Here is an 8033-nt window from a genome sequence, read left to right as displayed (position 1 = left end):
CAGCATCGAAGCGGTATTCGTCGTTGATCTTGCCTTGAACCCAAGACCCGCCAGCACCGCGGTTGCGATTGCTGATCTTGGTGATCGTCAGGTCGAGGTCGTGTTGGGTCATCTGCTGGTCTCCGTTGTTCGGTTGGTGAATCGTTTTCGCGTTAACACACATGAGCCATGCGGTTTGAACCGCATCAAGCCGGATTCAAAAGGAATTCGAATTCTTTTCTTCGGTGCATACTTGCGTGCGGAAATGTTGGGCGAGCTTTGCGGCTGTGGCTTGCACATCAGCCAGTTCGTCGAAGAACTGTTTCATGGTCGATGGGTCGGAAGCGGCGAGGATCGGCATCTCTTCGACCGCTGCGTACAGGTCGCTGATCGTCTCCAGCGCTCGTCGGTGTGCGCCGAGGAACTGGGCCGAAGTAAGGCGTGTTCGGTTGGTCAAAGTTGGCATCGTGGTGATCTCCGTTTGTTTTTGTTTGAAATGTCGTATGTGATGACACACATGAGCCATGCGGTTCAAACCGCATCAAGCCGAAGGGGAAAAGATTCTGAAGGTTTTCCAAAACCTTTCCCCCGGCGCATCGGCGTGTTGCGATCAGCTATCGCGACATGTTTCCCAGGCCCGCTTGCTGCCGTAGCAGATTTGCCCGCCCTCGACAATGTAGACGGTGTTGTCGTCGGCAACGTCTTTGGCGTCGTCGTCTTCATCCTCATCGTCGGACGCATCGTTCATGTCGCGACCGCTGGTCACGCCGCAGATTCGGTTCTCGAAGGGCCAGTTCTGCTGGGTCATCAGCCGCACTTCGGCGTCGCCTCCGAACTCTTCGCGGTAGTCGTTGAGGATTTCGATCAGGGTGTCGAGATTCATGTTTGTTTCTCCGTATGGGTGAATGAAAATTGGTTATGCGATAACACACATGAGCCATGCGGTTCGGATAACCTCAAGCCGTCCTTGCAATGTTTTCAGCAGGTTTTCTCAGCATTCTTTGGAAGGCAAATATTCGTCGATCGCGTCGGGCAACATGCTGCCGGAAAGGACGTCGATTGCTTTCTCAAACATGCGGAGCTCTGCTTCGAGGGCTCGAGCGGAATCTCCGGTCGCTATTACGAATGCGCCGGCCAGGTTGTCAGCCAGTCGCCTCAACCTCGTGACCAATTCACGGTAGTCCTCGCAGAGATCCAGCGCGGTGGCGCGAGGCATTTGCTTAAAGGCGGTTCTGATAGCAACGGGTCTGGCGTTGGTTCGGGACATCGGTTTGTTCTCCTATTGCATGGTGAAAGCGGTTGGTTGCTGGGCGATGACACACATGAGCCATGCGGTTCTACCGGCAGCAAGCCGATTCCAGCAGCTTTTTCCCATGTTCTTCCATCTTGCTCGGGAGGCCTTACGGGCCCCGACGTTGGCCCATGTTGCGATGTTTTGAGTGTTGGGTACTTGGTCGAAGGTGTTCACAAGAACGCGACTGTGGGCGAGTGTCGCGACCAAGCGGAAGAACGCCGCGCTTCCGTTCGCGGCGTCCGTGGCATTCCGCTGGTCTGTGGTTTAGAGGATCTTTCCGAGGCGGCTGTTCTTCATCGCGTCCAGTGCTTGGACCGCGTTGAAATGTTCGGTAAGAAGCGGGCCGGCGCTGGGTGTTTGTTGTGCGTCGGCGACCTCGAGGGTTTCTGCCAAAGTCATCAAACCCTCGATTGCCTTGTAGTAGGCTTCGCGGATCTCTTGGGCTTGGTGGGCGTCCATCGCCTTGAAGATCTGGCGAAGGGTTGCGTCGGTCGCTGCGTGTGGGTTGTTTGCGTTGGACATGTTTGTGTCTCCGTTTCGGAAAAAGGTTTGAATGGTTTACGCGATGACACACATGAGCCATGCGGTTGGCGAAAGCTCAAGCCGAGCATGCGAGAATTAAGCGTGGAATTCGCAGAATTCTTTCAACTGAAACATGTCGCACAAAACGCGATATGTGGCGACGACAAGAATGCTGGCCCACAATCTTTGAACTACTCAAGTCAACGCCACATTGGCGAAACGGTGGGCCACAAAACGCAAAAACGCCGGGTTGGTTCTCCCGGCGCTTCGCGTGGTTTGCGATTAGGCCGCGCGGTCGTATTTGCGGGCGAGCTCGAGGAGTTTGGTTTTGATCTTTTTCCATTCCGGTTTGGTTTCGCTGGCGATCTCTCCGTAGACCTTGTCGCGGAGGGCTCCCTTGTACCAACCTTTGGTCCATCCGAGTCGGTAGAACAATCGGTTGATTTCGGTTTCACCCTGGCCGGCTCCGGGGCGATCCCAGCAGCTCTTGGTGCCTTCCTTCTTGATGTAGTCCCATTCGCTGCAGCGTTTGGTATTGAGGGCGAGTTCGACCAAGCCCAAAACCATCATCAGGTATCCGACCACCTTGGTCTTATTGAGCGTTCCGCCGAAGGCCCGGAATTCGATTCGGTTCTTGCCGCGGGTCAGGTGGGTCAAGTTCAGCAGGTGGTAGCGATCCGATTCGCATCGGCTCTTGGCGTTGTCTTTGTTGCCGTATTGTTTGATCCGCTTGGCGTACATCATCTGTTCGCGTTTTCGGGTTCCGGTCGAGGCGTAGATCGCTCGTTCATGGTTGCCGACCAAGGAAATCAATCTTGCCAAGGCGGCTGCGTCTCCGTTCCAGCTAACCGTTATGTGCAGGCCGCAGCTGGAATTTACTCGGCCTCCGCGAGCGTTGATCTGGTCGATCGCGTTCTCGATCTGCTTTACGCCTTCAACCCCTTTGAGTATTGGGCTTACAAACTCGCATCCTTTGCGGCTGGCGTTCTCGGGTCGGATGCTGCCGTCGCGTTCTGCTTTCCATCCAGTTGGCAGCCAGGGTACTTGGTATCCGTTGTGGTAGGGTCCGATCGGTGTGTTGTCGGTGCCGGGGAGGGTGGTTTCGAATTCGATTCCGAAGGCGATTTCGTTTGCGTTCATCGTTGCGTTCCTGTGTGGTTCGAGATGTGTTTTGCGTCACGTTTTCTGCGTCGCGATGACACACATGAGCCATGCGTTTCGAGGAACCTCAAGCGAAGTCTTGCATGTTTTTCCCAGTAATTTCCATGTTTTTTGAGAGGCCACCGGTGCCCCAACATTACGCCACCGTCGCGTCCAAACATGCTCCGCATAACCAGGCGAACATGCGGCCAAAACGCGACGGTGCGCAAACGGTGGCCCCACGTTTCGAGATACCAAGTCACGGAGGAATGCGATGAGTGAAGGAACGGGCCAGGTCGATCCGACGAGGCTTCCGGTCGAACAAGCGGCGAAGCTACTTGCGGCCGCATACCGAGAGCGGATCGATCCAGATAAGATCCGCCTCGACATACAAAGCGGTGCGCCGGTGAACGCGGATGGCACGATCAACCTCGTGCAGTACAGCGCGTGGCAAGCAAAGGAGATGGGACGTGGCGAGTGATCCGAGGAAACTAAAACCCAGCGAGCTATGCCGACTGCTGAACTCGACGCCGCTAGGCGAGGTGATCAGCGAGCGGCAGTTGTATCGGCACCGTCAACGCGCCGGCGCACGAATTGGTGACAACAAGACAGTTGATCTGCTTCGCTATTGCGCATGGATGCATCTCGTACGTCATACGCCTCGTACGACGAGCGGTGTCGATCCGTACGATGCGATGAAAGAACGAGCGCGTGCGCGTAACGCAGCGCTCGCACTTGCAGGTCGTGACATTGGTGAACTGCCGGAGGTCGATAACGCAGATCGCAAAGATCGCGCGTCGCGAGACTTCCGATACTTCTGTGAGACCTACTTTCCACTAACGTTCCATCTCGCTTGGTCGCCGGACCACATCAAGGTGATTGAGAAGATCGAGCAAGCGGTTGTGCATGGCGGTTTGTTTGCGCTAGCGATGGCGCGTGGTAGCGGCAAGAGTTCGATCGCCGAAGTCGCGTGTATCTGGGCGGTGCTTTATGGTCATCGCAACTTCGTATGTTTGATCGGCAGCGATGAAGGGCATGCGTGCGATATGCTCGACTCAATCAAAACCGAACTCGATAGCAACGAACTGCTCTTAGCCGACTTCCCCGAGGTCTGCTTCCCGATTCAAGCTCTCGATGGCATCTCGAATCGCGCCAACGGGCAGCTCTACAAAGGCAAACGTACGCAGATCGGATGGACCGCAAAAGAAGTCGTACTGCCAACGATCGAAGGCAGCAGCGCCAGCGGAGCGATTATCAAGGTCGCCGGCCTTACTGGTCGCATCCGAGGTATGAAGTTCAAGCGTCCTGACGGTAGAACAGTGCGTCCGAGTCTCGTGGTGCTCGATGACCCGCAAACGGATGAGAGTGCTCGTTCGCTTTCGCAATGCGCGAATCGCGAAAGTATCCTCGCCGGCGCAGTGCTTGGCCTAGCTGGTCCTGGCAAGAAGATCTCTGGCATCATGCCCTGCACGGTTATTCGCCCAGGTGACATGGCCGACAATATCCTCGATAGAAATCGACACCCGGAGTGGAATGGCGAACGCACCAAGATGGTCTATGCGTTTCCCAAGAATGAATTGTTATGGGAACGCTATGCCGAGATCCGCGCCGAAGGGATGCGTGGCGGTGATGGTGGTGAAGCGGCCACCGAGTTCTATCGGCAAAACCAAGCCGCGATGGATGAGGGGGCTGTTATTGCATGGCAGGAGCGGTTCAACTACGACGAGCTCTCGGCTATTCAACATGCTATGAATCTCAAGTTGCAAGACGAAGCAGCGTTCTTTGCTGAGTACCAGAACCAACCTCTGCCAGCGGAGACTGTTGTTGACGGAATGCTCAAACCAGAAGAGGTCGCGAGCAAAACCAACCGAATGGATCGCGGCTTGGTCTCGATCGGTGCGAACCATCTCACCGCATTCATCGACGTCCAGCAAAAGCTCCTGTTCTATGTGGTCACCGCTTGGGAGGACGACTTCACCGGTTATGTGATCGACTATGGTTGCTACCCTGACCAACAGCGTCCGTACTTCACGCTGCGCGAGGCTCGCCAGACGCTGAGTTCCGAAGCGACTGGAACCGGACTAGAAGGATCGATCTACGCTGGCCTCGAATCGCTGACATCGAAACTGCTCGAACGCGAGTGGCAGCGAGACGACGGCGCTGCGATGCGCATTGGACGCTGTCTGATCGACGCTAACTGGGGGCAATCGACAGATGTGGTCTACCAGTTCTGCCGTCAGGCCACGCACTCCTCTGTGATCATTCCCAGCCACGGTCGCTTCGTCGGCGCTTCGAGTTTGCCATTCAGCGAGTACCGACGCCGGCCAGGTGATCGCGTAGGGCTCAACTGGCGTATCCCCAACGTCGCCGGTAAGCGGGCCATCCGCCACGTGGTCTACGATACCAACTGGTGGAAGTCGTTTATCAACGCTCGGCTGCGTGTTTCGATGGGCGATCGCGGCTGCCTCTCGCTCTTTGGTACGAACGCCGAAACGCATCGCATGCTCGCCGAGCATTTGACCTCGGAGTACTTCGTCAAGACGGAAGCCCGTGGCCGAAGCGTCGACGAGTGGAAGCAGCGACCCGAGCAGCCGGACAACCACTGGTTCGACTGCCTCGTCGGTTCCGCCGTTGCGGCTTCGATAAGCGGCGTCGCATTATTTGGTTCTAACGAAAATCGAATCGAAAACCAACAGAGACGAAGTTTTCGAGAAATGCAAAAATTGAAAAAATCTTGACGGGGTTTTATACATAACCAACATTTCTATGGAACATTTCCAGCCACGATTTGGGTCATCTCATTCATTACTGTTTCGATGTCCTCTATAAAACTTCTGAAACGTCGAGATCTCTCTTCAACGGATGTTCGCTTGTGCGCGAACTCTCCCTCTGCCTCCTTTGACAGAACAATTTCTAACGCGGGACGGTATTTGGTTTCCATCGTCTTAAGTATCCGTTTCTCAATCTCCTGCATATTGTTAATCACGATTGGAAATACTTGGTGAGACAGTTGTTCGTGATACTCTCTAACCTTTGCTAAGTAGTGCGAAGTCAATGTTTGACGAATCTGAGCAGTTTTTCCAGCGAAGTCTGCTTCCTGAATTGCTTGCCCTGCGTTCTGCAGATTCTGAGTTCCCATTCGAGCAGCGTGTTCAAGGCCGTCGAGGATCTCGTTCCCACCCATTAAACCCCAGAAACTCTTGGGCTTGAAAAGGAGCAAAGCATCCAGATCCGTGACTCTACCCATCACCTGGCCATCTACGCGCTCGCAGAATAAGCCTGACTCGTGCTGAATTATTTCGTCGAATGGGGTTGTTACTTCCGCGTTGTAATTGACGTCCTCGCGGATTCCCTCAATTGCAGACTGAACACGCTGTGTAAGTTCCTCAAAAAAGGATTCAACTTGCTGACGCACGATTGCCCGAAAGTTGCGTTTTAACAAAGTGTTAAGGTTATCAACAATTCGCATCTCGATTTCAAAGTGGTAGGGATACTTTCGCAGTTCCCGCTCCGAGATAATCTCTTTGTAAATTTGGTACGCATCTGTCTCGGGACCTGTCTCGAGTTTAGACTTTAGTTCGTCCACCAGCTCCTTGGTTTTCGCAACTAAGATCGCACCTTTCTGTACTGCCACCTCATTTCTGAGTTCTCGAAGCTTTTCTTGGATACCCGTCGCGCGTTCTTGAAATCTCAGATCAACTCTCTGGTGCGTAACCTCCTTCTCCTCTCTTTTAAGATTTCCTGTAATCAACGAATCATCAGCCTCCTTTGCTCTGCGAAGATGGTGTGGGAGCGGCTCGCCGAAATTTGCTCTAGAATTCTCTTGCGCTGCTCTGAGCGTTGTCTGCCGAAGCCGTCCATTTAGGAATTGGACAACCTGTTCTTGCAGATGTGGAATCTGGCTCTCTTGAAACGCAGTTGCGTGCGAGTCAGAGTAACGAACCTGTAAGGCATCTTCATAATCTTTAACATGGTTCTGTAGAGCTAGGTCATCTATTGACTCCCCTTTAATCCCAAGTTGCGAGAGCAATCCATGTAAGGCATTTGTTCTAAATGCTTGATAGCCGATTGGTATGGCAAATTCTTGCATCTTTGCTTCAAAATCCGCTATAGTCTGTCGCTGCTGCTGACTCGAAAGCGAATCCCATCGATTTAGTGCCCAAAATGTTTTTTCGGCTACTTTACTTTCGCCCGCGCGAAAAAGTTCCATAATCTCGACTTCGTCTTTATCGAAAAGTCGAGTTGACATGAGTACAAAGACCACCGCATGGGCGTCCTCCTTTACAAACCTAAACGTTATCTCGCGGTGACGCGGGTTTGGTACGCTGACCCCGGGCAGATCGACTACCACAACATCTTCCGGTACCTGAGTTCCCTGCACAAACAGAACGACTCTGTCTAAAAACATAGCCTCTGTTTCATTTCTAATGATTTCTTGTACTTTACCAATACTAGTCTTTACTATTTGCCCACGTGGTTCAACTCGACGTTTGGCTCGCTCCGTGTGAAACGTTTCAAACTGCTCGATAAGGCGTTTTCCGCGTCCCTCATTCGCTAATGGCTTGACAGACTGAATCATGTTTTGGAACGGCAACTGAGCTAAATCAGGCTGGCCGTACAATTTAGAGATTTCCCTGCGGTACATATCATCCAGTTGCGTGACTTCAGCTTCGTTTAGGTAGTGGAGTTCCGCGCACTCGTCATCGGTAGTAGATCTTACGAATGTTGGTACAGCCGTCGTGACCTTGGTTGACTCTGGTAGCAAGTATCGTCCGAGGAAAGCATTCACCAGAGAAGACTTACCTGCGCTAAACCCACCCACAAATGCAATTGTAAGATCGGGATTTCGAAGCCTGGAAGCTTCACGGTCCAATAGCACAAGCTTTTGGCGCACGTCGATCGGTAGTGAATTGACAAACACCGGATCTCTGGCATTAAGCTCATCTCTGATCTCGCGAAGGCGATTGATTCTTTTGAGTAATGCTTCTCTTGCGGCTTGGTATTCGGCTGGCTTCATTGATGCCCCGGCGATATGGCTTTGTTGGGTTAAGTCGGTTTAATCAACATGGGGGGTGATTATAGGCTCTAGTTGCGGTCA

General features: G+C 53.2%; 8 protein-coding genes. 2 read left to right on the top strand and 6 right to left on the bottom strand.

All coding sequences use genetic code 11. The features are described from left to right. Positions 1–196 precede the first annotated feature (196 nt). The 5 genes from KF752_10760 to KF752_10740 form a co-directional block, all read right to left on the bottom strand. On the bottom strand, positions 197–445 hold the full coding sequence (locus tag KF752_10760; protein ID MBX3422022.1) for a hypothetical protein: 249 nt from the start codon (positions 443–445) through the stop codon (positions 197–199). 144 nt (positions 446–589) lie between these two features. Then, positions 590–862, bottom strand: a complete 273-nt coding sequence (locus tag KF752_10755; GenBank protein ID MBX3422021.1) for a hypothetical protein — start codon at positions 860–862, stop codon at positions 590–592. A 108-nt stretch (positions 863–970) separates the two neighbouring features. After that, positions 971–1246, bottom strand: a complete 276-nt coding sequence (locus tag KF752_10750) for a hypothetical protein (protein MBX3422020.1) — start codon at positions 1244–1246, stop codon at positions 971–973. Positions 1247–1537: 291 nt separating this feature from the next. Then, positions 1538–1795, bottom strand: a complete 258-nt coding sequence (locus KF752_10745; protein ID MBX3422019.1) for a hypothetical protein — start codon at positions 1793–1795, stop codon at positions 1538–1540. Between the two features lie 282 nt (positions 1796–2077). Next, positions 2078–2935 (bottom strand): amidoligase family protein, encoded by an 858-nt coding sequence (locus tag KF752_10740; GenBank protein MBX3422018.1) that lies wholly within the window; start codon positions 2933–2935, stop codon positions 2078–2080. Between the two features lie 274 nt (positions 2936–3209). On the opposite strand from KF752_10740, the gene KF752_10735 reads away from it, so the two are divergent. Together KF752_10735 and KF752_10730 are read left to right on the top strand one after the other, a co-directional pair. Continuing rightward, the gene (locus KF752_10735; GenBank protein ID MBX3422017.1) at positions 3210–3416 is read left to right on the top strand and encodes a hypothetical protein; all 207 of its coding nucleotides are present in this window, start codon (positions 3210–3212) and stop codon (positions 3414–3416) included. Then, positions 3406–5673 (top strand): phage terminase large subunit family protein, encoded by a 2268-nt coding sequence (locus KF752_10730; protein MBX3422016.1) that lies wholly within the window; start codon positions 3406–3408, stop codon positions 5671–5673. The genes KF752_10735 and KF752_10730 overlap by 11 nt, the downstream gene beginning before the upstream one ends. Positions 5674–5699: 26 nt before the next feature. Here KF752_10730 and KF752_10725 read toward each other — a convergent pair whose 3' ends face one another. Further along, a complete protein-coding gene (locus KF752_10725; GenBank protein ID MBX3422015.1) occupies positions 5700–7952 on the bottom strand; it encodes a dynamin family protein in 2253 nt (750 codons plus the stop codon). Between the last annotated feature and the right edge of the window lie 81 nt (positions 7953–8033).

The organism is Pirellulaceae bacterium (assembly GCA_019636385.1).
GTDB lineage: Bacteria > Planctomycetota > Planctomycetia > Pirellulales > Pirellulaceae > Aureliella.
Note: the sequence above shows the minus strand (reverse complement) of the source record. Positions and strands in the feature narration are given on the sequence as shown.